At 72.5% G+C, this 25,316-nt stretch carries 23 protein-coding genes, 1 tRNA gene and 1 pseudogene; 9 read left to right on the top strand and 16 right to left on the bottom strand.

All coding sequences use genetic code 11. The annotated features are described in order from the left end of the window. Positions 1-66: 66 nt before the first annotated feature. The 6 genes from efeB to MTR79_RS32980 form a co-directional block, all read right to left on the bottom strand. Positions 67-1,347 carry an iron uptake transporter deferrochelatase/peroxidase subunit gene (efeB, locus tag MTR79_RS33005; RefSeq protein ID WP_189363734.1) on the bottom strand — a complete coding sequence of 427 codons (1,281 nt, stop codon included), beginning with the start codon at positions 1,345-1,347 and terminating at the stop codon, positions 67-69. Positions 1,348-1,353: 6 nt separating this feature from the next. Continuing rightward, positions 1,354-3,540 carry a copper resistance protein CopC gene (locus MTR79_RS33000; protein WP_244792933.1) on the bottom strand — a complete coding sequence of 729 codons (2,187 nt, stop codon included), beginning with the start codon at positions 3,538-3,540 and terminating at the stop codon, positions 1,354-1,356. A 13-nt stretch (positions 3,541-3,553) separates the two neighbouring features. After that, complete coding sequence (locus MTR79_RS32995) at positions 3,554-4,003, bottom strand: copper chaperone PCu(A)C (protein WP_048460235.1); 450 nt, start codon at positions 4,001-4,003, stop codon at positions 3,554-3,556. Further along, positions 4,000-4,656 carry an SCO family protein gene (locus MTR79_RS32990; RefSeq protein WP_048460234.1) on the bottom strand — a complete coding sequence of 219 codons (657 nt, stop codon included), beginning with the start codon at positions 4,654-4,656 and terminating at the stop codon, positions 4,000-4,002. The genes MTR79_RS32995 and MTR79_RS32990 overlap by 4 nt, the downstream gene beginning before the upstream one ends. 82 nt (positions 4,657-4,738) lie before the next feature. Next, positions 4,739-5,476 carry a YcnI family protein gene (locus tag MTR79_RS32985; RefSeq protein ID WP_086702916.1) on the bottom strand — a complete coding sequence of 246 codons (738 nt, stop codon included), beginning with the start codon at positions 5,474-5,476 and terminating at the stop codon, positions 4,739-4,741. Positions 5,477-5,657: 181 nt separating this feature from the next. Next, positions 5,658-6,434 (bottom strand): hypothetical protein, encoded by a 777-nt coding sequence (locus MTR79_RS32980; RefSeq protein ID WP_086702915.1) that lies wholly within the window; start codon positions 6,432-6,434, stop codon positions 5,658-5,660. Positions 6,435-6,654: 220 nt separating this feature from the next. On the opposite strand from MTR79_RS32980, the gene MTR79_RS32975 reads away from it, so the two are divergent. Beyond that, positions 6,655-7,110: an ATP-binding protein gene (locus tag MTR79_RS32975; RefSeq protein WP_033273314.1), complete on the top strand. Its 456-nt coding sequence runs from the start codon at positions 6,655-6,657 to the stop codon at positions 7,108-7,110. Positions 7,111-7,173: 63 nt separating this feature from the next. Here the strand turns inward: MTR79_RS32975 and MTR79_RS32970 are convergent, their stop codons facing one another. Together MTR79_RS32970 and MTR79_RS32965 are read right to left on the bottom strand one after the other, a co-directional pair. Next, positions 7,174-8,637 carry an aminopeptidase P family protein gene (locus MTR79_RS32970; protein ID WP_244792930.1) on the bottom strand — a complete coding sequence of 488 codons (1,464 nt, stop codon included), beginning with the start codon at positions 8,635-8,637 and terminating at the stop codon, positions 7,174-7,176. A 117-nt stretch (positions 8,638-8,754) separates the two neighbouring features. Further along, on the bottom strand, positions 8,755-10,266 hold the full coding sequence (locus tag MTR79_RS32965) for a PP2C family protein-serine/threonine phosphatase (protein ID WP_244792928.1): 1,512 nt from the start codon (positions 10,264-10,266) through the stop codon (positions 8,755-8,757). Positions 10,267-10,768: 502 nt separating this feature from the next. On the opposite strand from MTR79_RS32965, the gene MTR79_RS32960 reads away from it, so the two are divergent. Both MTR79_RS32960 and MTR79_RS33740 read left to right on the top strand, forming a co-directional pair. After that, entirely contained in the window at positions 10,769-11,434 is a 666-nt protein-coding gene (locus MTR79_RS32960; RefSeq protein WP_189363729.1) for a bifunctional DNA primase/polymerase, read from the top strand. A gap of 361 nt (positions 11,435-11,795) precedes the next feature. Next, entirely contained in the window at positions 11,796-12,185 is a 390-nt protein-coding gene (locus MTR79_RS33740; protein ID WP_346089449.1) for a hypothetical protein, read from the top strand. A 318-nt stretch (positions 12,186-12,503) separates the two neighbouring features. On the opposite strand, the gene MTR79_RS32950 is transcribed toward MTR79_RS33740, so the two are convergent. From MTR79_RS32950 to MTR79_RS32940, 3 genes are all read right to left on the bottom strand, one after another. Next, positions 12,504-13,469: a DUF5926 family protein gene (locus MTR79_RS32950; RefSeq protein WP_086702714.1), complete on the bottom strand. Its 966-nt coding sequence runs from the start codon at positions 13,467-13,469 to the stop codon at positions 12,504-12,506. A gap of 640 nt (positions 13,470-14,109) precedes the next feature. Continuing rightward, positions 14,110-14,754, bottom strand: coding sequence for an ATP-binding protein (locus MTR79_RS32945; protein WP_189363727.1), 645 nt, complete (start codon positions 14,752-14,754; stop codon positions 14,110-14,112). 295 nt (positions 14,755-15,049) lie between these two features. Further along, on the bottom strand, positions 15,050-15,880 hold the full coding sequence (locus MTR79_RS32940) for a glycerophosphodiester phosphodiesterase (RefSeq protein WP_048460270.1): 831 nt from the start codon (positions 15,878-15,880) through the stop codon (positions 15,050-15,052). A 292-nt stretch (positions 15,881-16,172) separates the two neighbouring features. On the opposite strand from MTR79_RS32940, the gene MTR79_RS32935 reads away from it, so the two are divergent. Then, positions 16,173-17,639, top strand: a complete 1,467-nt coding sequence (locus MTR79_RS32935; RefSeq protein ID WP_244792926.1) for a trypsin-like peptidase domain-containing protein — start codon at positions 16,173-16,175, stop codon at positions 17,637-17,639. Between the two features lie 64 nt (positions 17,640-17,703). Next, a tRNA-Ser gene (locus MTR79_RS32930) sits at positions 17,704-17,790 on the top strand. A gap of 309 nt (positions 17,791-18,099) precedes the next feature. Here the strand turns inward: MTR79_RS32930 and MTR79_RS32925 are convergent. Continuing rightward, positions 18,100-18,507, bottom strand: a complete 408-nt coding sequence (locus tag MTR79_RS32925; protein WP_086703715.1) for an STAS domain-containing protein — start codon at positions 18,505-18,507, stop codon at positions 18,100-18,102. Between the two features lie 107 nt (positions 18,508-18,614). On the opposite strand from MTR79_RS32925, the gene MTR79_RS32920 reads away from it, so the two are divergent. Continuing rightward, positions 18,615-18,974, top strand: a complete 360-nt coding sequence (locus tag MTR79_RS32920) for a helix-turn-helix domain-containing protein (RefSeq protein WP_078895302.1) — start codon at positions 18,615-18,617, stop codon at positions 18,972-18,974. A 693-nt stretch (positions 18,975-19,667) separates the two neighbouring features. Here the strand turns inward: MTR79_RS32920 and MTR79_RS32915 are convergent. From MTR79_RS32915 to MTR79_RS32900, 4 genes and pseudogenes are all read right to left on the bottom strand, one after another. Beyond that, positions 19,668-20,078: pseudogene (locus tag MTR79_RS32915) on the bottom strand (hypothetical protein); the annotation flags it as partial. After that, the gene (locus MTR79_RS32910) at positions 20,075-20,614 is read right to left on the bottom strand and encodes a DinB family protein (RefSeq protein ID WP_244792924.1); all 540 of its coding nucleotides are present in this window, start codon (positions 20,612-20,614) and stop codon (positions 20,075-20,077) included. The pseudogene MTR79_RS32915 and the gene MTR79_RS32910, both read right to left, overlap by 4 nt. Continuing rightward, a complete protein-coding gene (locus MTR79_RS32905; protein WP_244792922.1) occupies positions 20,611-21,042 on the bottom strand; it encodes a hypothetical protein in 432 nt (143 codons plus the stop codon). Before MTR79_RS32905 ends, MTR79_RS32910 begins: the two co-directional genes overlap by 4 nt. A 109-nt stretch (positions 21,043-21,151) precedes the next feature. Then, positions 21,152-22,012, bottom strand: coding sequence for a bifunctional DNA primase/polymerase (locus tag MTR79_RS32900; RefSeq protein WP_189363710.1), 861 nt, complete (start codon positions 22,010-22,012; stop codon positions 21,152-21,154). Between the two features lie 357 nt (positions 22,013-22,369). On the opposite strand from MTR79_RS32900, the gene MTR79_RS32895 reads away from it, so the two are divergent. The 3 genes from MTR79_RS32895 to MTR79_RS32885 all read left to right on the top strand — a co-directional run bounded on the left by MTR79_RS32895 (position 22,370) and on the right by MTR79_RS32885 (position 25,287). Next, positions 22,370-22,660 (top strand): hypothetical protein, encoded by a 291-nt coding sequence (locus MTR79_RS32895; protein ID WP_086704652.1) that lies wholly within the window; start codon positions 22,370-22,372, stop codon positions 22,658-22,660. 266 nt (positions 22,661-22,926) lie between these two features. After that, positions 22,927-23,487 (top strand): SigE family RNA polymerase sigma factor, encoded by a 561-nt coding sequence (locus MTR79_RS32890; protein WP_048460222.1) that lies wholly within the window; start codon positions 22,927-22,929, stop codon positions 23,485-23,487. Between the two features lie 84 nt (positions 23,488-23,571). After that, a complete protein-coding gene (locus MTR79_RS32885) occupies positions 23,572-25,287 on the top strand; it encodes a long-chain fatty acid--CoA ligase (RefSeq protein ID WP_244792920.1) in 1,716 nt (571 codons plus the stop codon). The last annotated feature ends 29 nt before the right edge of the window (positions 25,288-25,316 follow it).

Raw genomic sequence — 25,316 nt, 5'->3', positions numbered from 1 at the left:
CACCCTAATGGGCCCACGCCGACAGCCCCTCCCGAGAGAGCTCCGGAGAGTGACTCCGGGCGGTTCTCACCCCTCCAGCAGCGCCTGACCCACATACTCGCCCTCCGCCGCCCCGCCCGGGACCGCGAACAGCCCGCTCGCCTCGTGGCGGATGAACGGCGTCAGCGCGTCGCCCCGGTCGAGCTTGCGCTGCACCGGCACGAAGCCGCGCAGCGGGTCCGCCTGCCAGCAGACGAACAGCAGGCCCGCGTCCGGAGTCCCGTCCGCGTCGATGCCGTCGTGGTACGAGAACGGCCGACGCAGCATCGCGGCCCCGCCGTTCTGGTCGGGCCGGGTGATCCGCGCGTGTGCGTTGACGGGGACGACCAGATTGCCCTTGGCGTCGGTCTTCTCCAGGTCCATCTCGGTCGTCTCGTCACCCCCGGAGAGCGGGGCGCCGTCCGCCTTGCGCCGCCCGATGACGCCCTCCTGCTTCCTGAGTGACAGCTTCTCCCAGTCGTCCAGCAGCATCCGGATCCGGCGGACGACCACGTAGGAGCCGTTCGCCATCCAGGCGGGCTCGCCCTGCGCGGGCACGAAGATCCGCTCGTCGAAGTCGGGCTCCTCGGGCTTCGGGTTGCGGGTGCCGTCGACCTGGCCCATGAGATTGCGGGTGGTCATCGGGCGGGCGGTGGCGCCCGGCGAGCGGTTGAAGCCGTTCATCTGCCAGCGCACCCGGGCCGCCGCGCCCGCGTCCTTCTGCACCGCGCGCAGGGCATGGAAGGCCACGAGGGCGTCGTCGGCGCCGATCTGCACCCACAGGTCCCCGTCGCTGCGGGCCCGGTCGAGACGGTCGGAGGAGAAGGCGGGCAGCGGATCCAGGGCGGCCGGACGCTGCTTCTCCAGCCCGGTGCGCGCGAAGAAGCTGTGCCCGAAACCGAAGGTCAGGGTCAGCGAGGAGGGCCCGGCGTCACGGGCCACGTCGCTGTCGCCCTCGGCGCCGAACTCCCCGGCCATCAGCCGACGGGCGGTGTCGGACCAGCGGCGCAGCAGTGCGGCCGCCTCCTTGCGCCCGGCGCCGGGCGCGAGGTCGAAGGTGAGGAGATGGCCGCGCGACTGGAGCGGGTCGGTGATGCCCGGCTGGTGTTTCACGTGAAACGGCACCTCTGTGGCGCCGACCGAGGTGAGCGGGGTGGCGCCGGAGGGCGCCGACGCGTACCCGACGGCACCGCCGGCCGCCCCGAGTACGAGCCCGGTGGCGCCGGCCGTGCCGAGCAGGCGTCGCCGCGAGATGCCCGTCCCGGAGGCGGCGGATTCGACCCGGGGCTCCTCAGGGGTGCGGGTCTGTGACAGGGAAGTGTCAGCCATGGTGGTTCAGCCGATCTGAGCGTTCTTGGAGACGGTCACCTGGTCGATGTCGGAGGTCCGCACGGTCACCTCGACCTTCCAGTCGCCCGCCATGGGGATCTGCACCCGGCTCGCCGACCAGTGTCCGGTGGTGACGTGATCGGGTGCGACGGGCAGCGGCCCGATGTTCTGGGCGGCGAGTGTGAGCGCGATCTTCACCTCGGGCACGTCGACGGGCGTGCCGTCCGGTCCCTCGACGTAGAGGTGCAGGGCGTTGTCGCCGGCCTGGGCGGGGTCGAGGTCGATCGAGACGACACCCTTGCCGCTCTTGCCGCCCGTGTCGAACGGCATGGTCAGGCTCACCGCGCCACTGCCCTGCCCGGTCGCCGAGGCCGAGGACGAGGCGGCGGTGGCCGCCCGCGCGTCCTGCTCGGTGCGCCCCGGCTCGGTCTGCGTCAGCACGGTGGTCACGGCCAGCAGTACGAGGGCGACGCCCGCCTCGGCGAGCACCGAGCGGCGCAGTCCGAAGCGGTTCGGGTCGGCGTCCCGCAGCCGCTTCTGCCGGGCGGCCTCCGCCGCGGCCCGTTGCCGGGCGAGCTGCGCGGCCCGCACGGAGTCCTGTCCGGCCTCGGCTTTCTCCGCATCGAACGCATCGGACGCACCGGAAGCCTTGGGCGGCTCAACCGCCATGGACGCCCCGGGCACCTCAGAAGTCCCGGACGCCTCGGCCGGGGCGGTGCCGGCCGGCTGCTTCTCCTCCTCGGCCCGCTCGGTCGCCTCGGCTCGCACGGCCTCCTTGGCCCGCACGGTCGCCTTGGCCCGCTCGGCTTCCTCGGCTCGCACGGCCTCCTCGGCTCGCTCGGCTTCCTCGGCTCGCACGGCCTCTTCGACCCGCTCGGTCGCCTCGGTCCTCTCCGCCTCCTCGGCCGCCTCGGAGACGCGCGCGTCCGCCAGCCGCTGCGTCCAGCGGCGCGACAGGAAGGCGACGGCGACCATCACGGCCACCAGCGCGATCTTGACGAGGAGCAGCTGTCCGTACCGGGTGTCGGTGAAGGCGGACCAGGAGCCGAGCTGCCGCCAGCTCTGGTAGACGCCGGTGACGGCCAGCGTCACCACGCTGCCGAAGGCGAGGCGCGAGAACCGCCGGACGGCGTCCCGCCCGACCGGCGTCTCCACCGGCGCGCGGTAGAGCGCGACAAGGAGGGCGGTCAGCCCGCCCAGCCAGGCGGCGACCGCCAGCAGGTGCACCACGTCGACCGGCATGGCCACGCCCGCCTGGAGACCCTGCGAGGCGTGCTCGGACATGGCCCAGCTCGCGGCCAGCCCGGCCGCGACGACCGTCCCGCCGAGGGCCAGCCCGAAGGTCAGGTCCCGCTTGTCCGGCCCCCCGTCGTCGCCCCCGCCGTCGCGGTCCGGCTCGACAGCGTCCGCCGTGCGGGCGTATGCCCCGAACAGCACCGCTATGAACAGCGCCGCCGCCGCGAGCAGCAGCAGCCGCGACACCAGGGCCGCGCCCGTCTTGGTCTGGAGGACGTCGCCGAGCAGTTCCAGGTCGAAGACGTCGCCGACCTTGCCGGAGGTGATGTACGAGCCACGCAGCATCAGCAGGCCCAGGGTGGCCGCGGTGAGCGCGAGCCAGCCGGAGACGACCAGACGCTGGACCGCCCGCACCCGGGCGCCCGGCGCCCAGCAGGCGAGGACGAAGGCGGCGCCGCCCGCCAGGACGACGAAGCCCGCGTAGGAGACGTAGCGGCCGAAGCCGTAGAGCCACCCCACGAGGCCGTCGTCGGAGCCCTGCGCGGAAACCGAGACGGTGGTCTCCGAGGGGGCGCCGATGGAGAAGGTGAAGGCGCCGGCGACGGGGTGGCTGTCGGCGGACACCACCTGGTAGGCCACCGTGTAGGTGCCGTCGGGCAGGCCGCTCACCAGCCGCACGCTGTACGTGGTGCCGCTGGGGTTGGCCGGGTCGCCCTTGTCCACCCGCTCGCCCTTGGGGTCGAGCACCCGCACGGAGTCGTCGCCCACCGCGATCGGCTCCGAGAAGGTGAGCGAGACCTGCGAGGGCGCGGTGTCGACCACCGCCCCCTGCGCGGGGTCGCTGCCGGTCAGCGCGGCGTGCGCGGAGGCGGGAGCGGCCCCGGCGAGGAGCGCGCCGGCGACGGCCAGGATCAGCAGCACCAGGGTCCGTACGCGGGGGGCGATGGTCTGGGTCACAGGGGTGTCTCCCTCAGTGTCCGGTCGTCGGGCGGTAGGTGGCCGGTTTCACCGGGAGCTCGACCGTGACGGGGTCGGAGTGGGCGAAACGCAGCTCGACGGAGACCTTCTGACCCTGCTTCGGCTTGCGCTTCAGCTGCTCGAACATCAGATGGTTGCCGCCGCTCTCCAGCACGAGGCTGCCGTGGGCCGGGATGTCGAGGGACTCGACCTCCCGCATCGACCCGTCGACGGTCTCGTGCACGGTGACCTGGCCGGCGACGTCACTGCTGACCGAGGTCAGCCGGTCCGCGGCGTCGCCGTCGTTGGTGATCGTGAGGAAGCCCGCCGCCAGGTCCGACACCGGCTGCGGCATGTACGCGGCGCCGACCGACAGCCGTGCCGAGCCGTCGTCCGAACCGCCGCACGCGGTCAGGGCGAGCGCGCCGGCCAGAGCCAGGGCGGCGGCCGCGCGGCGCCTCACGGGTTCTCACCCTTGATGATCCTGGGCAGGTCCTGGGTGTAGTCCTCAACGGTGGCGTCCTCGCCGTAGAGGACGTAACCGCCGTCCGTCTTGGGGGAGAAGGCGATGACCTGGGTGCCGTGGTCGGAGACGGTCTTGCCGTTGTCGTCCTTGCGCGGCGGGTCGATGGAGATGCCGAGGGTGCGGGCGCCGGCCTGGATGGTGGCGAAGTCACCGGTCAGACCGACGACCTGGGAGTCGATGCCCTTGAGCCACTTGCCGAGCTCGGCCGGGGTGTCGCGCTCGGGGTCGGTGGTGACGAAGACGATCCGCAGCTGGTCCTGCTGCTCCTTCGGGAGCTGCTTCTTGGCCACCGCGAGGTTGTTCATCGTCAGCGGGCAGACGTCGGGGCAGTGCGTGTAGCCGAAGTAGATCAGCGTGGGCTGCCCAGCGGTCTGCTCGCGGAAGTCGTACGGCTTGCCCTGGGTGTCGGTGAGGACGAGGTCGGGCTTCTCGAAAGGCTTGTCGAGGACGGTGGCCGCCTTCTGGCCGCCGGACTCCTCGGACACCACGGAGACGGGCGAGCCGCCGGTGCCGTCGTCGCCGCCGCAGGCGGTGAGGGTCAGCGGGACGACGGCGAGCAGAGCCGCCGCCGCGAGGGTCTTCTTGCGCATGGAATGGTCCTGGAGGTGGGTGTGCGGCGCGCACCGGGAGGCCGCGGGGCCGGGCCCGGCGCGCGCCGTGGAGAGGGGAGGCTCAGGCGGAGCGCCGGCGCCCGGCGAGCACGCCGTACGCCACGCCCGCGGCGCCGACCACGATGCCGACGACGCCCAGCACGCGGGCGGTGGTGTCGGTGCCGCCGGAGTCGTCGGACGCGGCGGTGGTCTCGGCGGAGGCCTGCTCCGCGTCGTCGGACGCCTTGTCGTCAGCGGCGGCGCCGTGCCCGTGGCCGTCCTCGGCGGGCGCGGACAGGGCCAGCACCGGAGCCGGGTTGTCGGGCTCGTCCTGGCCTTCCTGCGGCACCTCGATCCAGCGGACGACCTCCTTGTTGGAGTACGTCTGCAGGGCCTTGAAGACGAGCTGGTCGGTGTCCTCGGGCAGCGTGCCGACGGACACCGGGAACTTCTGGTAGAAGCCCGGCTCGATGCCGTCACCCTCGGCGGTCCAGGTGACCTTGGTGACGGCCTCGTCGATCTTCTTGCCGTGCACCTCGAGCGGCTCGGCCAGGCGCGACTTGGTGACCTTGATGTCCCAGCCCTCGACGGGCTGCGGCAGCACGGACGACAGGGGGTGGTCCGACGGGAAGGTGACCTCGAGCTTGGTGGTCGAGGCGTTGTCCCGCTCGTTGGGGACCTTGAAGCCGACGACCGCGTAGCCGCCCTTCGCGGCCTCCCCTTCGGGCTGCACGCTGACGTGCGCGAAGCAGGGGGAGGACACGGCGAGGACGGCGGCGCCGGCGACGGCACCGGCGGCGGCGATACGGGAAGCCTTCATGGCAGAAGCACTCCGCTTCGTAGAGGTTTTCACGGACGGTGAGGGATGCGCGGCGCGGACGGCGGTCGCTCCGCTCGGCGGGACGACGGCCGGGCGCACGCGGCGGGACCGGCGCACACGCGTGCCGCACGGAGGCGTCCCTCATCCCGTCCGGAATGCCGGACCGGTGGGTCGCCCCGCGTCAGGCGGCGAGCGCGAGTGCGGAGGCGGGGGCCGGGGGACCCCGGCGGATCACCGTGTGGTGCAGGCCCGCGGAGCGCGGGGGAAGCGATGGGAGCAGAGCGGTGCGCGGGGTGACCGGGCCGGCCTCGGGAGCGCCGGGGAGTCCGGCGCGCAGGGCCCGCACCAGGGCCAGCGCCCCGCGCAGCGACCGCACGAGGGCACCTTCGGCGACACCCTGCGCGGACAGCTCGGCCAGACGCAGCAGCGCCAGGTCGCCCCGGCGCAGCAGCCAGCCCGCGACCATCGCGGCGAGGACGTGCCCGAGCAGCATCGGCAGCGACGGCAGCAGCGACCCCACGGGGCCCGCCGCCACGGCATCGGGCCCGTGTGCGCCGGCCCCGTGCGGCACGATCCGGGCGTCGGCGAGGAGCCGCTCGGCCTGGGCCGGGCTGAGCGTGCCGGGACCGCACCACAGACGGGCCGCCTGGGCGACCAGCGCGGCGTCGGACGAGCCGGCGCCGTGCTGCCCGAGCCCGAACAGCGTGTGCAGCGCGGTCTGCCCGCCGGCCAGCAGGGCGGTGATCACCGGCAGCGGGCGGGTGCGCCCGGCGAGCGGCACGGCGACGGCGACCGCCGCGAGGAATCCCGCGCCGAGCGTCCACAGCGGGACGGCGTCGCAGGAGGCGAGCGAGTGGCCTGCCCCGGCCAGCACGACGCAGACCGCGGCGAACACCGCGGCCCGCAGGATCCGGAGTCCTCGTCCGGCGCGCGTCGTGCGCGGATAAGGGGCAGACATGGCGGCCTCATCATCGCACCAGCCCCCGGGGCGCCGTACGCCAGGTCCGCAAGATGAGGTACGACCGTAAGATCACCTGTGCGGTGCGGCGTCCCACATACACCGATCGGCTCCCCGGTACACCCGCCATATGGGCGGTGTCACGTCAACTTCGCGCTTACAGGTCACCACTCAGGGCAATACGTAACGGTATGTCGAGCCGCAGCCAGGAGGCTGGAGCATGAGCATCTGGTGGTCACTCCATCTGCGGCGTGATGCCGCCAGCGTGCCGCTCGCCCGGCGCCTGCTGCTCGGCACCATGGAGACCGCGGGCGTCGATCCCGAGATCTCCTACGACCTGTCCGTCGCCCTCAGCGAGGCCTGCGCGAACGCCGTGGAGCACGGCGGCGGCGCCGCACGCGACCACACCTCGGAGGCGTTCCGGGTGACCGCCTACCTGGACGGCGAGAAGTGCCGCATCGAGGTCGCCGACGCCGGCCCCGGCTTCCCCGCCGCCGGGCCCCGCCCCCGCCCCCAGCCCGTCCCCGCCGAGGCGGAGCACGGCCGCGGCCTGTGCCTCATCGAGCAACTGGCCGACCACGTCCACATCGGCAACAAACCGGGCCGCGGCGGCGCGGTGGTGAGCTTCGACAAGATCCTCAAATGGCGCGAGGACGCGCCGCTGACGGCGGTCTAGCCCATACGACGAGGGCCCTCCCGGCATCCGGGAGGGTCCTCGTTCATGCGTACCGGGTGCGACTCAGCCCTTGAGGCCCGCCATCCATGCCTCCACCTCGTCCGAGCGGCGGGGCAGGGCGGAGGACAGGTTCTTGTTGCCGTCCTCGGTGACCAGGATGTCGTCCTCGATGCGGACGCCGATGCCCCGGTACTCCTCGGGGACCGTCAGGTCGTCGGCCTGGAAGTACAGGCCCGGCTCCACGGTGAGGACCATGCCGGGCTCCAGCGTGCCGTCGACGTAGGTCTCGGTGCGCGCGGCGGCGCAGTCGTGGACGTCCATGCCGAGCATGTGACCGGTGCCGTGCAGCGTCCAGCGGCGCTGCAGACCCAGCTCCAGCACCCGCTCCACCGGGCCCTCGACCAGGCCCCACTCGACGAGCCGCTCGGCCAGCACGCGCTGTGCGGCGTCGTGGAAGTCGCGGTACTTGGCGCCCGGCCGCACCGCCGCGATGCCCGCCTCCTGGGCGTCGTACACCGCGTCGTAGATCTTCTTCTGCAGCTCGGTGTAGCGGCCGTTGATCGGCAGGGTGCGGGTGACGTCGGCGGTGTAGTACGTGTGCGTCTCCACGCCGGCGTCGAGCAGCAGCAGGTCGCCGGAGCGGACCGGGCCGTCGTTGCGCACCCAGTGCAGGGTGCAGGCGTGCGGGCCGGCGGCGCAGATGGAGCCGTAGCCGACGTCGTTGCCCTCGACGCGGGCGCGCAGGAAGAACGTTCCCTCGATGTAGCGCTCGCTGGTGGCCTCGGCCTTGTCGAGGACCTTCACCACGTCCTCGAAGCCGCGCACGGTGGAGTCGACGGCCTTCTGCAGCTCGCCGATCTCGAAGTCGTCCTTGACCAGCCGCATCTCGGAGAGGAAGACGCGCAGTTCCTCGTCGCGCTCGGCGGTGATCTTGTCGGTCAGCGCCTCCTCGATCCCGGCGTCGTAGCCGCGCACCACACGGACCGGGCCGGTGGCCTCGCGCAGCGCGCCGGCCAGCTCGCGGACGTCGGAGGCGGGGATGCCGTACCGCTTCTCGGCCTCGGTGAGGGAGTGGCGGCGGCCCACCCACAGCTCGCCCTGGCCGTCCAGCCAGAACTCGCCGTTCTCGCGGTCGGAGCGGGGCAGGAGGTAGATCGTCTCCTGGTGGCCGTCCGCCGTCGGCTCCATGACGAGGACGCCGTCCTCCGTCTGGTTGCCGGTGAGGTAGGTGTACTCGACGGACGCCCGGAAGGGGTACTCCGTGTCGTTCGAGCGGGTCTTCAGGTTGCCCGCCGGGATCACCAGGCGCTCACCGGGGAAGCGGGCGGACAGCGCCGCGCGGCGGGCGGCCGTCTCGGCGGCCTGGGCGATCGGCTCCAGGTCGTGCAGTTCGGTGTCCGCCCAGCCGCTCTTCATGCTCTCGGCCAGCTCGTCGGACACGCCCGGGTACAGGCCGTTCTTCCGCTGCTTGACGGGCTCCTCGTCGGCAGTCTCCGGGGTCTCCGGCAGCTCCTCCGCCACGGTCATCCTCCTCGATACGGCACTGGACCACCCCCATCGTACGGTCGGGCGGAAACGGACGAACCGGGGAAGCGCCTGTTACCTCGGAGGCACGCGCGGTGAGCGGTGCGCGGGACGGGCGGCTCAGTCGAAACGCGCCGCGAGCAGCACCACGTCCTCCGAGGTGTCCGCGCCCTCCCCGCCCTCGGGCAGCACCGCGCGCAGCACGTGGTCGGCGACGGCGCCCGGGTCGCGGCGCAGCGCCCGCGGCACCCCGGCGGCGGCGGCGTGCAGCCGGGCGAAGGCGCGGTCGGTGGGATCGCCGGTGCGGTGCAGCAGACCGTCGGTGTACAGCAGGACGGTGTCACCGGCCTCCGCCTGCACCTCCACGCTGGGCGCCTCCCAGCAGGCGAGCATCCCGAGGGGGGCCGAGACGGAGGTCTCCACGAACTCGGTGCGGCGCTCGCCGAGCAGCAGCGGCGGGCTGTGCCCGGCCCCGGCCAGGGTGATCCGGCGCACCGCGGGCTCGCAGTAGCCGAACAGCGCGGTGGCCGACCGGGCCGGTTCGGTCAGCCGCAGCAGCAGCTCCAGGTCGGACAGGACGGCGACCGGGTCCTCCCCCTCCATCACGGCGTACGCCCGCAGGGACGCCCGCAGCCGGCCCATCGCGGCGACCGCGCTGGGGCCGGAGCCGGTGACGGAGCCGACGACGAGTCCGAGCGCGGCGTCCGGCAGCGGCAGCGCGTCGTACCAGTCGCCGCCTCCGCTCGGGCAGGTGCGATGACGCGCGGCGAGCTGCACGCCGGCCACGCGCGGCAGGCGGGAGGGCAGCAGCTCCTCGGTCATCGTGGCCATCGACGCGCGCGTGTGCTCCAGTTCGAGGAGCCGGGCGAGATGCTCCGCGGCGTGCCGGACGTACAGGCCGACGAGGTGGCGCTGCCGCTCGACGGGTTCGGCGGGCTCGTCGTAGAGCCAGACGACCGCGCCGAGGCGTCCGGCGGTGTCGGTGGCGAGGGGCATGGCGTAGCTCGCTGCGTAGCCGAGGCGGGCGGCCACCTCACGGTGCCGGGGGTCGAGGCCCTTCTCGGCGAACAGGTCGGGCTCGGCGACGCCGTCGTCCCCGCCGGGCAGTCCGTCGAGGATCCGGCCGTGCGGCAGGGCGCCGCGCGGCACCGTTTCCATGTGGCCCAGGTCCGCGCGGCCGAGGCCCAGCCCGACGGTCGTGGACGGCCCGCGGCCGTCGGCGGGCTCGAGGGCGACGAGCCCACGCCGGGCGCCCACCAGGGCGGCGCCCGCGCGCAGCAGTTCGTCCAGCGCGGCGTCGAGCGTGCCGGCGCGGACCAGGCGCTCGGTCAGTTCGTGCAGGGTGGTGAGGTCCGAGACCCAGCCGGCGAGGCGGTCCTGGAGCAGCGCTCCCGGGGCGTTCTGGGGGTGTGCCACGGCGGACGGGGCGGTACCCGTGGCGGGCGCGACAGTGTGTGCGGGGGCGGGAACAGTTGAATCGATTCCGGCCACTTTCGGAGGGTGCGGAGCGTTCATGGCGTCCGGCTTTCCGGCCGGTACGTACTGCTCAAAAGCATCGCAAACCCCCATGTCGTTCTGCGTCGCCGGCAGTGTCTCCACATGTACACGTACTCGTGAGGAGATGTCCAGCATTGTCCTGCTGGGATTCCTGGTGTCCGTGGGGCCGAGGAGAACTCCCGGCAGAACTCTTGCCGAAATTCGAAGTTGGCTTGAAACTGCCTCAGGGGGAGGCTTACTGCGGTCGACTGGCCTTGCTCGACGGAGCGTCACAGCGGTCGTGATGGGTACGTACTCGGAGAAGGCCAGGGGTGGTTGGGAACCGCCCGGGAACCTGGCGACGGACCCGGGCGTCTTAACCACCGACGACCGTGCCCCATCCTCCCGTGGCGGAGGCGGAGAGAACCACGCGCGACGGTAAACGCCAGACTTCGCCACCCCACGCCGTACCCGTACTTCTGATAGACGCTGTATGGGTGGAACGGCCGCGGAGGCAGCCCATGCCCGGCCTATAGGGGTTCTCCCTGCCCGGCGCGGGGGTGTGATGCGCCAACAGGTACGCACAGTGAAGTGATCGACACATGACGTGAGTGGTCCACGGTGTTGCCAGGCGTGCAACGGAAAGGAACGAGCGCTCATGCGCGAGATCCTCGGAAGGCGACGCAGGCTCCTGTCCCGGCGCGGTGACGAAGGGCCCGATTTGATCGGTGCGGCCCTGGCCTTCGCCGCGGAGTGGCAGTGGCCCGTACTCCCCGGCGTGGCGGCCGACCCGCAGGACGGGTCCCGCTGTGCCTGCCCCGACCCGGAGTGCACGGTGCCGGGCGCCCATCCGTTCGACCCGGGTCTTCTCGCCGCCACCACCGACGCGCGGATGGTGCGCTGGTGGTGGACCAACCGGCCGACGGCGCCGATCGTGCTCGCCACCGGCGGCAAGGCCCCGTGCGCGGTGTCCCTGCCCGCCCTGCCGGCCGCCCGCGCCCTCGCCGCGCTGGACCGCCGTGGGATGCGGCTGGGCCCGGTCGTCGCCTCGCCGACCCGCTGGGCGATCCTCGTCAAGCCGTACTCCCTGGAGCAGCTGGGCGAGCTGCTGTACGCCCAGGACTTCGTCCCCGGATCCCTCCGCTTCCACGGCGAGGGCGGCTACCTGGCCCTGCCCCCGTCCGTCACCGCGCAGGGCGAGGTCCGCTGGGAGCGGGCGCCGCTGCCCGGATCGGCGTCGCCCTGGGTGCCCGACGTCGAGGCCGTGGTGGACGTGGTGGTCGACGCCCTCACTCGTACGGGTGTGAGCGCCCCCGAGATGTAGGCGGCGCCGTCGCGCGCCGCGCCCGGCACCCGGTGCCGGGCCGCTATCTTCCCGGGGCATGCCGCGTCATGCCGGGGGCCGTGCCCGGACGTCCCGCAGAGCCCGTGCGACCGCCCTCGCGGGCGTCGCGGCAGCCTGCGCGCTCGCGCTGCCACTGGCGGTGGCCTGCGCGGGCCAGGACGACGGCCGGCGCCACACCGCGGCCGGGCCGGACGATCTTCGTCCGATTTCCGTCCCCGGGCCAGGCGCTACGGAACTCCGCGCTGAGGAGAGAGGCGCGCCCGATGGACGCGTCCCCGGGAGACACGCCCCCGAGAAGGGTGCCAAGGAGATCCACGTCCCGGAGGACGGGGACGTCCTGGTGCGGGCGCCGACGGTGGACGAGGCGCCTCCGGGCGGGCCTGTGTCGACCGCCCTGCGCTGCGGCACCGCCCTGTCCTCGCCCGACGGCGTGGAGGCGCAGACGTGTGTGGCGGTGCGAGGGGAGGACGTGTGGGCGCGGACGTACTACCGCAACACCACCGGGGCGCGCCTGGACGCGGCCCTGTCCCTGCTCGGACCGGACGGGCACAGCGTGCGGAGCCGGTGCGTGGCGGGGCCCGGGGACGATCCGTCCCTGTGCGAGACGCCGCGCGTACGCCTGAAGAGCGAGCCGCTGCGGTACACGGCGGTCGCGGAGTTCGCGGCACAGGCGGGCGGTGCGCAGGAGGGGCGGCTGCTGCTGCGGGCCGGGAGCACCTCCCGTCGGTGACGGACCGGTGAGGCGCGCAAGAGCCTGTGCCGACGCCTGGGGACGCGCCGGGTGCCGGAGTTCGGAGCGGCTGACGCGGGAGGGCCCGTACGCAGGGCGCGCGGCGGGCATGTAAAGACCCGGTTGCTGGCGACGGGGGATGCACCAGCAACCGGGCTACTGGAACGGTAACAAGAGATCGGCGGTAAGCAAATTCGATCTCGGTGTTTCCGGTCACCGACTGGCTTGCGCGTATGGGGAGTTACGCGAGCGTAAGGAGATTCGTCCCGGGCGGTTCAACCGCCCGGGACGCCTGCGGGAAACCGGGTGCGGAGCGACTCAGCTCAGCGTGACCTGGCGGTTCGTCAGACCGCCGCGCGCCCGGCGCTCGTCCGCGGTGAGCGGAGCGTCGGTCGCCAGTGCGGCGGCGAGCCGCTCGGCGAACTCGGCGGCCGGCTTCTCCACGTCCTCCGCGCGGACCTCGCTCGGCAGGTCCCAGACCGGCACGGTGAGCCCGTGAGCGCGGAAGGAGCCGACCAGACGGGTGCCCTCGCCGAGGGAGGAACGGCCCGCCGCGTGCAGCCGCGCGAGCGCGTCCAGAAGCTGCTCCTCCGGGTGCGGCATGACCCACCGCAGGTGGTTCTTCTCGGGCGTCTCGCACCAGTACGCGGAGTCCACGCCCGTCAGCTTCACAGTCGGGATCGCGGCCGCGTTCGCCCGCTCCAGAGAGGCGGTGACGTCCGGGGAGGCGTTCTCCGGGTCCGGGACCCAGAACTCGAACCCGTCGTGCACGACCGGCTCGAAAGCGCCCTTCGGGTCGAGCAGGTCCTGCAGCCGGGGGCCGTCGGCGGGCGCGCGGCGGGCCTGCACCGGGGTGCCCGGCTCGGCGGTCAGCGCGCGCTGCAGCGTGTCGGCGAGGTCGCGGCTGAGGTCGCCGGAAGGCGTGTCGTTCTGCAGGCCGAGCAGCACCGAGCCGTCGTCGCGGCGCAGCGCCGGCCAGGCCATCGGAAGCACCGTGGCCAGGGTGACGGACGGAACTCCCTCGGGCAGGCCGTCCTTCAGGGTCAGCTCGACGGTCGCGGCGGGCACCAGCTCGCGCAGCGCCACCCAGTCGCACTCGCCCGGAAGACCTTCGAACGGGCGGTGCACCAGCTCGGTCACCGCCTGCGCGGCTGCGCGGCCGTGGCACGCCTTGTAGCGGCGGCCGCTGCCGCAGGGGCAGGGCTCGCGGGCGCCGACGACCGGGATCTGCCCGTCCGTGAGCTGCGGGCGCTTGGCCTTCGTCTGGGGTCGCTTCTTGGCCATCGTGGGTGTCTCCCGGTTACGGCTCGTCTCGTACGGCGCGAGCCTAGCCGTTCGCGCCACGGCCGACGGGAACCTGTGGACGACGGGGCGGTCCGTGGACAACCCGGGGCGCGTCGGCGCGACCCCTTCGGGAGAGCTGTATGCGGTGCCGGCTGTCTGGGGAGCCGGACCGGATGCCGGATGCCGGATGCCGGATGCCGGATGTCGGGGGAGCCCGGTCCTGTGTCGGTGGTGGGGGAGCCGGAACCGGTGCCGGTGCCGGTGGCGGCTGTCGGGAAAGCGGGCAGGGGTGTCGGCTGTCGGGGAGACGGACCGGATGCCGGCCGTCGGGGGGAACCCGGTCCCGCGTCGGTGGTCAGGGGAGCGGGAACCGGTGCCGGTGCCGGCTGTCGGGGAGACGGACCGGATGCCGGCCGTCGAGGGGGCGGACCCGTGTCGGCGGTCGGGGAACCCGACACCGGTGCCGGCCGCTGCGGGAGCCGGAACCGGTGTCGGCTGTCCGGAAAGCCGGACGGTGTCGGCTGTGGGAGAGCCGGGCCCGATGCCGGCTGTCGCGGAGCCGGCTCCGGCGACCGTCTTCCGGAAGGGCCCGGCCGGTACCGGCCGCGATCCGCCCGGGCGGCCGCACCGGTCCAGGCGATCAGTCCAGGTCGTCGAAAACGTCCGCGAAGTCCAGCCCCGTGAGGCGCGCGACCGGCGGGGCGGTCACCCGTGCCGCGAAGTCCTCACGGCGGTAGCAGCTCCCGGCGTCCGGGTCGTGCACGTCCTCGTGGACGACGACCCACACCGTGACCTCCCCGGGCACCTCGTCGCGCACGCCCCAGTCGTCGGAGAGCGCGGAGATGATGTTGAGCCCACGGCCGCCGTGCGCGGTGACCGACGGGGTGGCAGGCGCTGGGCGGGTCGGACCGCCCCCGTCGGTGACCTCGACGACGAGCCGGCCGCGCGGGTCCACCCGCCAGGCCGCACGCACGTCGCCGTCGCCCGCCAGGCTGTCGCCCAGGGGCCGGCCGTGTTTGCAGGCGTTGCTCAACAGCTCGGAAAGGATCAGTACGGCATCGTCGACGACCGATTCCGGGACGCCTCCGTCACGCAACTGCGTGCGCATCCGGCGCCTCGCCTTCCCCACGCCCGCAGGGCCATGGGGCACGGCCATGCTCGACGACGTGGGCACCTCCTGTGCCACCACCAACGCCACCCCCGAGACCTCCTTCGCCCCACGCCACGGTGTGGATGCCCCATCGGCCTGAACCGGAAACCGGCCCATCCGTGCGCGGTGACGCATTCGGAACGATCGAACACGCACCGAACGCGCCGGAGCACTCCCCGTAGTCGCATGGCTGGATTTCGTCGATGTGGCCGAGATATGAGGATGTGGGTGACCGGTCCCGTGGGTCAAGAGGTGGGTGATAACCACTGGGACACAAGGGGCGGATGCGACGGCCGAGGGCGCGAGGTCCCGGGGTGCGCTTTCCGGCCCGTCCGCCGGGTCCGGCGCGCTGAAGCGCGCGGATCGCCCCACATCGCGCCGCGTCGATCCGTACCGGCAAGTGTCTCCGTCGGCCCGTCGGCCCGTCGGCTCAGCGCCCGAGCCGGTCCAGCACCGCGCGCGGCCGGTTGGTGATGATGGCGTCCACGCCCAGGCCCACGCACAGGTCGACGTCCGCCGCTTCGTTGACCGTCCAGACGTGCACCTGGCGCCCGGTCCGCTTCAGACGCTCGATGTAGGCGGGGTGGCTGCGCAGGATGCGGATCGACGGGCCCGCGATGTCCACGCCCTCGGGCAGCCGCCCGTCGCGCAGTCGTGGTGTGACGAACTGCATGAGGTACACCGTCGGCAGCGTCGGGGAGGCGGCGTGCACGCGGTGCAGGGAGCGCGCGGAGAAGCTCATGACGCGCACCGGTGAGTCCTCGCGGGAGGCGGGCGCGTCCAGCCCGAAGCGCTTGAGGAGGACCAGCAGTCGTTCCTCGACCTGCCCCGCCCAGCGCGTGGGGTGCTTGGTCTCGATCGCCAGTTCCACCCGGCGCCCGGCGTCGGCGACGAGCTCCAGCAGCCGTTCCAGGGTGAGCACGGAGGTGGCTTCGCGGTCCTCCGGGCGGTGCTCCCAGTCGGGCTCCTCGACGCGGGGCCCGCCGGCCGCGTCCCGGGTCTTCCACGAGCCGAAGTCGAGCGCGGCGAGGTCGGACAGCTCGAGCGCCGAGACGGCGCCGCGCCCGTTCGACGTACGGTTGACGCGACGGTCGTGTACACACACCAGGTGTCCGTCGGCGGTGAGGCGTACGTCGCACTCGAGTGCGTCCGCGCCGTCCTCGATCGCCTTGCGGTACGCGGCCAGGGTGTGCTCGGGGGCGTCCTCGGACGCCCCGCGGTGCGCGACGACTCGGGTCAGGTGCTGACGTGCGTGGGTCACCGCGTCATGGTGCCACCGCTCGCCGGTCGGCGGGCGGGCGGTGTGGCGCGATCGGTACGGCAGTCCGGTCGGAGCCATCGAGTGGCACACCTTACGTGAGTAATGCCCTATATAAAGAATGACCCCGGACCCACAGGAACGGCTTACGGTGCCCTGACGGCGCGTGGGAAAAGCTGACGTCATACAAAGAGACGTGCACAGCTCCATCTGCATCGCGCCGGACTCAGGCGCGCGTGACATGCGGGCCCGAGTGCGACCGAGACCGAACAGCCGTGGATCGAGGAGAGAAGCTGTGAGCACCGAGAACGAGGGCACCGCGGTACCCCCGGCCCCGTCGGCTCCGCCGCCCCCGGCGGATGCTCCCGCTGCTTCCGCACCCCAGGGCGCACACCCGGGGTCGGCTCCGGCGGCCGGCGACCCCTACGGCCCCCCGGCCTCCCAGGTTCACCACGACCCGGGCGAGTCCACCTCCGCCCCCGACCCCTCCTGGCCGCCGCCCCCGCCACCGTCCACCCCGGCGTACGGCGGTGACGGCGGCGCGGGACACGGCGGCGCGGGACACGGCGGCGCGGGCCAGGGCTGGGGTGGTGGCGGCTGGGGCGCCGGCTGGGGCGCCGCGCACCAGCAGCCCGCGCCGAAGAACGGCCGCGGGCGCGGCGGGCTCGTCGCCGCCGTCCTGGCGGCCGCGCTGGTCGCGGGCGGCCTGGGCGGCGGCCTCGGCTACACACTCGCCCGGGAGAACGACAGCGGCGGCTCGACGACCGTGTCGGCGGGCACCACCGGCGGCAACGTCAAGCGCGACCCGGGCACGGTCGCCGCGGTCGCGGCGGCGGCGCTGCCCAGCACGGTCACCATCGAGGCGGCGAGCAGCAGCGGCGAGGGCGGCACGGGCACCGGCTTCGTCTTCGACAAGCAGGGCCACATCGTGACCAACAACCACGTGGTGGCGGACGCCGTCGACGGCGGCAACCTCTCCGCGACGTTCCCCGACGGCAAGAAGTACGAGGCGGAGGTCGTCGGCAACGCGCAGGGGTACGACGTCGCCGTCATCAAGCTGAAGAACGCGCCGTCGGACCTCAAGCCGCTCACCCTGGGCAACTCCGACGACGTGGCGGTCGGCGACTCGACCATCGCGATCGGCGCGCCCTTCGGCCTGTCCAACACGGTGACGACCGGCATCATCAGTGCGAAGAACCGCCCGGTCGCCTCCAGCGACGGCAGCGGCGACAAGGCCTCCTACATGAGCGCGCTGCAGACCGACGCGTCGATCAACCCGGGCAACTCCGGCGGTCCGCTGCTGGACGCGCAGGGCAACGTGATCGGCATCAACTCCGCGATCCAGTCGACCAGCAACGGCGGCTTCGGCACGGGCCAGGCCGGCTCCATCGGCCTCGGCTTCGCCATCCCGATCAACCAGGCCAAGTACGTCGCCCAGGAGCTGATCAAAAACGGCAAGCCGGTGTACGCCAAGATCGGAGCGTCCGTCTCCCTGGAGGCCACCACCAACGGCGCGAAGATCACCGAGCAGGGCGTGGGCGGCACCGAGCCCGTCGATCCGGGCGGCCCCGCGGACGAGGCGGGCCTGAAGCCGGGTGACGTCATCACCAAGCTCGACGACCGGGTCATCGACTCCGGCCCCACGCTGATCGGCGAGATCTGGACCCACAAGCCCGGCGACGAGGTCACGATCACCTACGAACGCGGCGGCAAGGAGCGCACCACGGAACTCACCCTGGGCTCCCGCGTGGGCGACAGCTGACCCCACCCGCCACTCCCGAACCCGTTACCCTTGTCCCCGCGCCGCCGATCACCGGCCGGCGCGGGGAGGCGTGCCCGAGCGGCCGAAGGGAACGGTCTTGAAAACCGTCGTGGCAGCGATGTCACCGTGGGTTCAAATCCCACCGCCTCCGCGCGATGAGCAGTGAGAACGGCCCCTGACCCGAGTAGTTGGCCAGGGGCCGTCCGTATGCCCGGGCTCCGACGCCGTCCGGCTTTCCCCGTGGCTCACCACTCGATCGGGCACGGCCGGGGCACGGCCGGCCGGACACCGGGCCGACTCGCCCGGGGCGTGTCGTCTCCAGTGCACAGGTCGGGTCAGGCTCCGGAGGAGAGCAGGGAAGCGTTCTCACCTCTGGAATCGCTTGCTTCGCGCTTCTCCGCACCAGTACGGCACCGCTCGGCCCTCTCGACGGGCGTCCAGTTGCTCGGTGCAGGGCGCATCAGAAGTCGGCGGCGTCCCCCACTGTCCGTCGTACCTCCAGAACTCTGTCGACACCGGTGAGCTCACAGAGCCGCCGGACCTGCCGTGACGGCGAGACCACGCGCAGGGTGCCTGTCTGATGGTTGAGGATCAGCAGATTCAGAAACGTCGAGTCCGCGAAGGTGACGCCGGAGGCGTCCAGCACCACTTTCGGATGCCGTCCGACAGCGGCCTTCAGTGCATCCGCCAACGGCCTGACCGTGTGCATGTCGAAGGAGCCGTGCGCGGTGACGACCCAGGCGCCGCGGTATTCGTACTGGTACACCGAGGCCTGTTCCGGGACACGCTCGATGGCCCGTCTCGGCGTCGGCTTCTCGTCGGCGTCACTCATGAGTGTCGGCGAGACAGCCTCGTCCCAGGGCACCATCGGGCTCCTCCTGCTGTGCCGCTCCCACGCGGGAGTGGGTCATCGATTACCTGAAAAGTATGTCATGTATCTGTGTTCCGGCAACGGTGGGCCGTAAAATGCAGAGCATGGTTGGAGTGCCCGAACCTCACACCGGATGGACGTTCATCACCAATCACGCGCGTGTGCTTGCAGCCATCGCCGACAACCCGAACGTCCGGATCCGCGACATCGCCGCCCACTGCCGACTCACCGATCGTGCCGTCCAGCGGATCATTTCGGATCTCGAGCAGGATGGTTACCTCTCCCACACCCGTGACGGGCGCACCAACACCTACCGCATCGAGCCGGACAAGGTGCTGCGCCACCCGGCAGAAGCCGGCCTCCCGGTGGCCTCTCTGCTGTCCCTGCTCGTGCAGGACGAGACCGAACGCGTCAGGAAACCGGTCACTCAGTACGGACGGTTCGGGTCAAGCGCTGTGAAGTAGTGCCGGGTCGGATGCCGTCCGTCGCGTCCCGTGCTCGCCTGTACCGGTGGTTGAGCCGATGCAGCCGAACGCCTTCGGGCACGTAGAAGGGCACGGTGGCGATGACGGAGGCGGGGTCGGCAGAAGCACGCGCTCGTGACCCGCGGCATCGTCAAGCGGCTTCTGACCTGAGTCTCAGGTCGAGGGCCGTTGCCATGCACCGGCGCCGATGCGACGGCACACCTGAGTACCTGAGCTCATGTGCGACACCCGCCGCAACACCACACTGACCGCATGAGCTCAGGAGAAACGCCACCGGCGGATGAGCCCTCCACCGGCCCGCAGATCGGCGTCAGCGCGGCGCTGCTTCTTGTCGACCTCATGCTCGTCGCCGGGTCGGTGTACTGCGTCGGAACAGCGGGCTGGGCCGGCAGCTACGAAAGTGGCGGCTCGGCGGCGTCGGGTGCGTCACGGACGGCGGCGCAGGCGATGTGGCTTCTGGGCGGCGGCGCAGTCCTGACAGGCGGCGGCCTCCTCGCCCTGGGGTGGCGCATCCCCGGCATCGTGCAACTGGTCGTCCTCGGCGTCGGGGCCGTGCTGGTGTCCGCCATGGGGGCCGGTTGAGTGCTCCGGCAAGCGGCCGTTGCCTTCAGCCGGCGCCGGTACACGGCCACCCCCTCCGCCCCCCGGCGGAGCCTGGCCGCCGCCCGCCGACGGCAGCGGACCCAACTGCCGTGTCAGGCGGGCGCGGAGGAGTTCGTACTCGGGGTGGCGGCGGGGCGGCGGGCCCGGAGGCCGTGTCACCGTGCGGGGTGGGGAGAGGGTCTCACCCGCTCGGAACTGTTCCAGCGTCAGGTCGAGTTCGACGCCGTTGGGGAGGCGGTTCCACCAGTGGTAGCCGTGCGGGGATCCGGCCCGGCGGACGGCGGCGACCAGGAGGTCGCCGCCGAAAAGGTCGTTGACGACCAGCGTCGTAATGTCGCAGTGGCCCACGGACGGATTGTCCGGGCGCCAGTCGGGCAGATCGTCGGGCGAGCAGGTGTCGGCCGCCCAGCAGGCGCGGATCGCCCTGTCGAGGGCGAGCAGGGACCACGGCGGCCGGGTGGCGGCGGCGTCACCGTTCATGACGCCGCCCGTAGCAGGCGGAGCTGGCCGATCTCCGTCGCGTTCTTCATCAGCTCCGCGTTCACCCAGGCCAGCATGTGCGCCTTCGTGTGGGACGGGTCGTCGGGCCAGGGGAAGGGCGCCGGAGTGTCCAGGTCGGCGTCCGTGAGGGTGTCGAGGTGGGCGAGCCACTCCGTGCGCAGGAAGCGGAGCCAGGTGAGCGTGGGTTCGCCCGCGCCGGGCCACAGGATCTCGGTCCGCTCGCGCGGACGCTCCCCTCGCGCGTGGTCCAGCGTCACGCTCCACCACCAGCCGATGTGCCAGCTCACCCACGCGACGGTGGGCACCGGTACGGGGTCGGGCTCGGTGTCCGCCCAGTCGGGGACCCACGAGCCCTCGGGCGACCGGCGGAGAGTCCAGCAGAGCGGGGCGGGCTCCCAGAGGAAGTCCTCCGGCACCAGGCGTTCCAGGTGGTACTCGAACAGGGACCAGGTCAGGTCGAACTGCCGGCGGAGGAGGCCGACCCGGCCGGCGGCGGAAGGGGTGGGCGCGGTCACAGTTCCTCGTCGGCGGCGAGTCGCTCCCAGTCCATGTCCAGCAGCTCCGTCTCCGCGTCGTACCCCGCGGGGATGCACGACGTCGGCTGGAACCAGACCACGGTGAGGCGGGAGCGGTACAGGGCACGGTCGTGTCCCGGGTCGAGGGCCTCGGAGCGGAAGCTGCCGACGCAGGTCACGGCGGGCAGCACCTCCACCGGGCCGAAGGCGCCCGCGAACTGGTCGGGGTACTCGCGCGGCGGTGGAATCAGATGCACCGGGGCGCCCGGGTGGAAGCGTTCGGCGGACCGGAGCAGCCCGGCGATCGCGTGGTCGTTCAACGGCTTGCACGGGTATCCCTCGAGCACGTTCGCGTACGTCGCCGACAGGTGCACCCCGGTCAGGTCGACGGAGCGGCCCGAGGTGAGGACGACGCGGGAGAGTGCCATGGTCGGCACTTTAAGACGCTGGTGCATGCGGGTCTTTCGATTTTCGGGCGCGTGCGCGGGAGGGCGTGGGGGGGGGCGGGGAGAGAGGAAGGGGAGGGCCGGCCGGGCCTCAGCGGGCGGTCAGGCGCGCGGCCGACGCGATCGTCGCGCGTGCCTCGCGTTCGGACAGGCCGGTGGCGCGGGCCGCGTCGACCAGGGGTTCCACCAGTTCGGGGCCGATGCCGTTCTCGTAGGCACGGCAGGCCGCCCAGAACAGGCGGGTGTTGCGCTGGCCCTCGTGCGCCGCGAGGACGAACTGGACCAGGCCCTGGCCGTGGTCACCGGCCGACGGGGGCGTCGGGTGGTGGGCGCGGGGCGGCGGCAGGAGCAGGCGCAGCAGGGTGGGAGGGCAGGGCGCGGGGGCCAGGCCGGCGGTGCCGGGCGCGGCCCGGTACGTGCCGTGCTCCGTACGGGAACCGGGGCCGACGAGGTACCCGCCCGCGCCGCGGATGTCGATGCCGGGGGCGAGGCGGCCGGCGGAGTTGGGGACGACGACGTCGGGCGGGCCGCCGAGCCACAGGTGGCGGCCGCCGCTCGGGGTGAGGACGACCACCGTGGGCGGGACGGTGAAGCCGTGCCGTGAGGCGAGGGCGCGCAGGGCGCCGCCGGGATCGGTGCCGTTCTTGGTGTCGAGGTCGACGCCGACGAGGTGGTGCGGGGGCAGACCGCAGGCGATGCCGTAACCGGTCGCGCGGGGCGCGGCAGCGAACAGGGCGCGGATGCGCGTCGGGTCGGTGGTGGCGTCGTACACGCCGTGGCCGAAGCGGCCGCACTCGCCGCGGCAGGGCGGGTGGGAGGGGTCGTCGCGGTGGGGGGAGCGCAGGGCCGGGAGCTTGGTGCGGGACAGCGGGATGACGGCCAGCCCGCGTTCGGCGGCTGACAGGGCGTGTGCGAGGGCCAGCGTCGTGGCCTGCCGGTCGGTGGTGGCCATGGTCCTATGTTCGTACGTATGTTCGAAGAAGGGAAGGGGGTGAGAGGTGCCACCCAGGGGGTGAGAGGTCCGGCCGGGCGGACGCAGAAACGCTTCCGCCCTTGGGGTGCCGGGATCGTCACCACCCCGGGGCGAACAGGCCCCGAATCAGGGTCGACTCGGGGTTTATCGGCGTCTTCTCACGCTTGCGTGCGAATCACGGCTTCCGAGGTGGTTCCGCGGCGTCCGGTGGGCAATCCTGATCTTGCGACGTCGTGCACAGCGCCAGGGCGGGGGGCCAACTTCCCTGGTGAAAGCCGTAGTTCACGCATGGACGGCCTTGACCCGGTGCGTCCTTGGTTCTGGAGGGAACACAACATGGCAACCATCCGTACCGCCCGTGTCATCGCCGCCGCCGCCGCTCTCCCGCTCGCGGCCGCGCTCTTCGCGGGAGTCGCGACGGCGGACAACGGCGTCGGCGCCCTCGGTACCGGAGTCGGCGGGGACAACTTCGGGAACTCCGCCACCACACAGCAGCAGGCCGTAGGGGCCGGCGCCGAGAACGAGAGCAACACCGCCCAGGTCAACGGCTCCGCGTTCACGACCGTCAACCAGGGCGAGGACAACGTGGCCGTCAGCTTCGCCCCCTTCTGGTGGCCGGCGCTCTGACCGCGTAGGCAGGGGGGAATCCGGGGGGGGAAGGGGGATGCCGGACAGGGGGAGGACGTCGGTCGCGGCGGCGCTTCGGCGCCGCCGTGCCGGACGGCCGGTCATCAAGACGGCGCGCCGTGCGTCAGGGGGGACCCGCAGGACCCCTCATCCGCTCGTCCACCTCTGGGAGGTGAGGCGGGCCCCACCCCTACAACCTGAGGGGGACCCGGCTTCGGGACCTGCGGGCGATCCGCCGGGCGGGCCCCGCTCCTAGCGTGGACGACATGACCACACCCGTCTGCACCAGCGCTTCGAACGCCGCCGCCCCGGCGACGCAGACCCTCCCGTACGCGTCGTTCTCGTCGTACATGAGGGCCCGCCAGCCGGTGCTCCTGCGGACCGCCCGGTCGCTGACCGGAAACCCCAGCGACGCGGAGGACCTGCTGCAGACCGCGCTCGCCAAGACGTACGTCGCCTGGGAGCGGATAGAGGACCACCGGGCGCTGGACGGCTACGTCCGCCGGGCGCTGGTGAACACGCGCACCTCGCAGTGGCGCAAGCGGAAGGTCGACGAGTTCGCCTGCGACGAGCTGCCCGAGCCGGACCCGCTGCCGGCCGGCGACGACCCCGCCGAGCAGCAGGCCCTGCGGGACGCGATGTGGAGAGCGGTCATGCGGCTGCCCGCGCGTCAGCGGGCGATGGTCGTGCTGCGGTACTACGAGGACCTCAGCGAGGCGCAGACGGCAGAGGTGCTCGGTGTATCGGTCGGGACGGTGAAGTCGGCCGTGTCGCGGGCGCTCGGCAAGCTCCGCGAGGACGCTGAGCTGGGACTTGTTCGTGGTTGAGAGGATATGAGCGGGTCCTGACGGAAAATGTCGTCCGCCGGAGGGTGATCGATCATCCGCTCCCCTAGTGACATACCGCGCGGTATGTGCGCAGAATCAGCGCACACCGTACCGACGCCAGGCAATGTCGCCCAGGAGGACGCCGTGCTGAGCACCATGCAGGACGTACCGCTGCTGATCTCGAGGATCCTGACCCACGGGTCGTCGATCCACGGCACTTCGCAGGTGATCACCTGGACCGGCCAGGGGGACCCGCAGCGCCGCTCCTACGCGGAGATCGGCTCCCGGGCCGCCCAGCTGGCGCACGCCCTGCGCGAGGATCTCGGCGTCCGCGGCGACGAGCGGGTCGCCACCCTGATGTGGAACAACGCCGAGCACGTCGAGGCCTACTTCGCGATCCCCTCGATGGGCGCCGTGCTCCACACCCTGAACCTGCGCCTGCCGGCCGAGCAGCTCGCGTGGATCGTCAACCACGCCGCCGACCGCGTGGTCATCGTCAACGGCTCGCTGATCCCGCTGATCGCCCCGCTGCTGCCGCACCTCAAGACCGTCGAGCACGTCGTCGTCTCCGGACCCGGCGACCGCTCCGCCCTGGCCGACACCCACGTCCAGGTGCACGAGTACGAAGAGCTGATCGCCGGACAGCCCGTCGCCTACGACTGGCCGGAGCTGGACGAGCGGGCCGCCGCGGCCATGTGCTACACCTCCGGCACCACGGGTGACCCCAAGGGCGTGGTCTACAGCCACCGTTCGATCTACCTGCACTCGATGCAGGTCAACATGACCCAGTCGATGGGCCTGACCGACCAGGACACCTCCCTGGTCGTCGTCCCGCAGTTCCACGTCAACGCCTGGGGCCTGCCGCACGCCACGTTCATGACCGGCGTCAACATGCTGATGCCGGACCGCTTCCTGCAGCCCGCCCCGCTCGCCGAGATGATCGAGGGCGTGCAGCCGACGCACGCCGCCGCCGTCCCCACCATCTGGCAGGGTCTGCTCGCCGAGCTCACCGCCCGTTCACGGGACGTCTCCTCCCTCACCCAGGTCACCATCGGCGGCTCCGCCTGTCCGCCCTCGCTGATGGAGGCGTTCGACAAGCTGGGCATGCGGGTCTGTCACGCCTGGGGCATGACGGAGACCTCCCCGCTCGGCACGATCGCCCGCCCGCCGGCCCACGCCGTCGGCACCGACGAGGAGTTCGCCTACCGGCTGACCCAGGGCCGCTTCCCGGCCGGCGTCGAGGCCCGCCTCACCGGCCCCGGCGGCGAACGCCTTCCCTGGGACGGCGAGTCCGCGGGCGAGCTGGAGGTGCGCGGCCCCTGGATCGCCGGCGCCTACTACAACGGCCCCGACGCCGAACCGCTGCGCCCGGCCGACAAGTTCAGCGCGGACGGCTGGCTCAAGACCGGCGACGTCGGCACCATCAGCGCCGACGGCTTCCTCACCCTGACCGACCGCGCCAAGGACGTCATCAAGTCGGGCGGCGAGTGGATCTCCTCGGTGGAGCTGGAGAACGCGCTGATGGCGCACCCGGACGTCGCCGAGGCCGCCGTGGTCGCCGTCCCCGACGACAAGTGGGGCGAGCGCCCGCTCGCCACGGTCGTCCTCAAGGAGGGCGCCGCCGCCGACTTCGGCACGCTGCGCGCCTTCCTCCAGGAGGAGCGGAAGATCGCCAAGTGGCAGCTGCCGGAGCGCTGGACGGTGATCGAGGCGGTGCCCAAGACCAGCGTCGGCAAGTTCGACAAGAAGGTGCTGCGCCGCCAGTACGCCGAGGGCGCGCTGGACGTCACGCAGCTCTGACCGACGCCCGGTCCCGGACACGCGCCGGG

It is taken from the genome of Streptomyces sp. BJ20 (genome assembly GCF_022869105.1).
Taxonomy (GTDB): domain Bacteria; phylum Actinomycetota; class Actinomycetes; order Streptomycetales; family Streptomycetaceae; genus Streptomyces; species Streptomyces griseoincarnatus.
This window is presented reverse-complemented; position numbering and strand designations above follow the sequence as displayed.

Excerpts from the sequence above, each read along its gene's own strand:
- efeB (WP_189363734.1), bottom strand. The coding sequence starts at position 1,347 with ATGGCTGACACTTCCCTGTCACAGACCCGCACCCCTGAGGAGCCCCGG.
- MTR79_RS32990 (WP_048460234.1), bottom strand. The coding sequence starts at position 4,656 with ATGCGCAAGAAGACCCTCGCGGCGGCGGCTCTGCTCGCCGTCGTCCCG.
- MTR79_RS32985 (WP_086702916.1), bottom strand. The coding sequence starts at position 5,476 with ATGAAGGCTTCCCGTATCGCCGCCGCCGGTGCCGTCGCCGGCGCCGCC.
- MTR79_RS32980 (WP_086702915.1), bottom strand. The coding sequence starts at position 6,434 with ATGTCTGCCCCTTATCCGCGCACGACGCGCGCCGGACGAGGACTCCGG.
- MTR79_RS32975 (WP_033273314.1), top strand. The coding sequence starts at position 6,655 with ATGAGCATCTGGTGGTCACTCCATCTGCGGCGTGATGCCGCCAGCGTG.
- MTR79_RS32970 (WP_244792930.1), bottom strand. The coding sequence starts at position 8,637 with ATGACCGTGGCGGAGGAGCTGCCGGAGACCCCGGAGACTGCCGACGAG.
- MTR79_RS32965 (WP_244792928.1), bottom strand. The coding sequence starts at position 10,266 with ATGCTGGACATCTCCTCACGAGTACGTGTACATGTGGAGACACTGCCG.
- MTR79_RS32960 (WP_189363729.1), top strand. The coding sequence starts at position 10,769 with ATGCGCGAGATCCTCGGAAGGCGACGCAGGCTCCTGTCCCGGCGCGGT.
- MTR79_RS32950 (WP_086702714.1), bottom strand. The coding sequence starts at position 13,469 with ATGGCCAAGAAGCGACCCCAGACGAAGGCCAAGCGCCCGCAGCTCACG.
- MTR79_RS32945 (WP_189363727.1), bottom strand. The coding sequence starts at position 14,754 with ATGCGTCACCGCGCACGGATGGGCCGGTTTCCGGTTCAGGCCGATGGG.
- MTR79_RS32925 (WP_086703715.1), bottom strand. The coding sequence starts at position 18,507 with ATGGTGCCCTGGGACGAGGCTGTCTCGCCGACACTCATGAGTGACGCC.
- MTR79_RS32920 (WP_078895302.1), top strand. The coding sequence starts at position 18,615 with ATGGTTGGAGTGCCCGAACCTCACACCGGATGGACGTTCATCACCAAT.
- MTR79_RS32905 (WP_244792922.1), bottom strand. The coding sequence starts at position 21,042 with ATGGCACTCTCCCGCGTCGTCCTCACCTCGGGCCGCTCCGTCGACCTG.
- MTR79_RS32900 (WP_189363710.1), bottom strand. The coding sequence starts at position 22,012 with ATGGCCACCACCGACCGGCAGGCCACGACGCTGGCCCTCGCACACGCC.
- MTR79_RS32895 (WP_086704652.1), top strand. The coding sequence starts at position 22,370 with ATGGCAACCATCCGTACCGCCCGTGTCATCGCCGCCGCCGCCGCTCTC.
- MTR79_RS32890 (WP_048460222.1), top strand. The coding sequence starts at position 22,927 with ATGACCACACCCGTCTGCACCAGCGCTTCGAACGCCGCCGCCCCGGCG.
- MTR79_RS32885 (WP_244792920.1), top strand. The coding sequence starts at position 23,572 with ATGTGCGCAGAATCAGCGCACACCGTACCGACGCCAGGCAATGTCGCC.